3 protein-coding genes are annotated in these 1159 nt (G+C 74.4%); all 3 read right to left on the reverse strand.

Translation table 11 applies throughout. The annotated features are described in order from the left end of the window. Positions 1-398 (reverse strand): phosphoadenosine phosphosulfate reductase domain-containing protein (locus WA788_RS35275; protein ID WP_335984546.1); only part of this gene is annotated, 398 nt, incomplete at its 3' end. Positions 399-415: 17 nt separating this feature from the next. After that, positions 416-952, reverse strand: a complete 537-nt coding sequence (gene cysC / locus WA788_RS35280; protein ID WP_335984543.1) for an adenylyl-sulfate kinase — start codon at positions 950-952, stop codon at positions 416-418. A 42-nt stretch (positions 953-994) separates the two neighbouring features. After that, positions 995-1159, reverse strand: a 165-nt coding sequence (locus tag WA788_RS35285) for an aromatic-ring hydroxylase C-terminal domain-containing protein (protein WP_443034150.1), incomplete at its 5' end; no start/stop codon positions are given.

Raw genomic sequence — 1159 nt, forward strand, 5'->3', positions numbered from 1 at the left:
GCGCGGATGGCGTCGGTCAGCGGCACCGTCTGGAGCGGGTTGCGGGTGCCGTCGGGGCGCTCGCGCAGCCGCCCGTCGTCGATGTAGTCCTGCACCTTCGCCACGTGCAGCCGCAGCGAGTGCGCGGCGACGGTCCGGTCGCGGAAGTCCAGCACCTCGGGGAAGTTGTGGCCGGTGTCGACGTGCAGCAGCGGGAAGGGCACCGCGGCGGGCGCGAACGCCTTGAGCGCCAGGTGCAGCATCACGATCGAGTCCTTGCCGCCGGAGAAGAGGACCACCGGCCGCTCGAACTCGCCCGCGACCTCGCGGAAGATGTGCACCGCCTCGGACTCCAGCACGTCCAGGTGCGTCAGCGTGAAGGGGGCGCCCACGCCCGCGCCCCGGCCGCCGCCCGGCACCCCGGTGCGCGGCGCGTTCACGACAGTCCCCGCTCGGTCAGCAGCGCGTACGCCGACGCGACGGACTCCGGCACCGTCCGGTGCTGCGACGCGATCCGCAGGTCGGGCGCGGCGGGTTCCTCGTACGGGTCGTCCACCCCGGTCAGGCCGGTCAGCTGCCCCGCGGCCTGGCGCGCGTACAGGCCCTTGACGTCGCGCCGCGCGCACACCTCGACCGGCGCGGCCACATGGACCTCGAGGTAGGCGGTGCCGCGCGCCTCGTGCCGTTTGCGGACCGCCTCGCGGCTGTCGGCGTACGGCGCGATCACCGGGACCAGCACCAGCACCCCGTGCGCGGCCAGCAGTTCGGCGACGAAGCCGATCCGCCGCACATTGGTGTCGCGGTCCGCGCGGGAGAAGCCGAGGCCGCTGGAGAGGAAGGCGCGGATCTCGTCGCCGTCCAGCACCTCGACCCGGCGGTCCGCGCCGCGCAGCCGCTCGGCGAGTGCGTACGCGATGGTGGTCTTGCCGGCACTCGGCAGACCCGTGAACCAGACGGTGGCGCCGCGCGTCACGTGTGCCTCCAAGGAGTCGGTGGCCGCCCAGGCGGAGGGCTCCTAGCCCAGCCGGGCGGTGGTGCGGGTGCCGAACCAGTGGGTGAGGGCGTGGGTGAGGTGGTGGGTGGTGCCGGGGGAGGTCCAGGCGGTGTAGCCGTCGGGGCGGATGAGGACGGCGTCCAGGGGGGTGTGCGGGGGGTGGGTCCAGGTGCCGGTGACGGTGTG

This window comes from Streptomyces sp. CA2R106, assembly GCF_037034245.1.
Classification (GTDB): domain Bacteria; phylum Actinomycetota; class Actinomycetes; order Streptomycetales; family Streptomycetaceae; genus Actinacidiphila.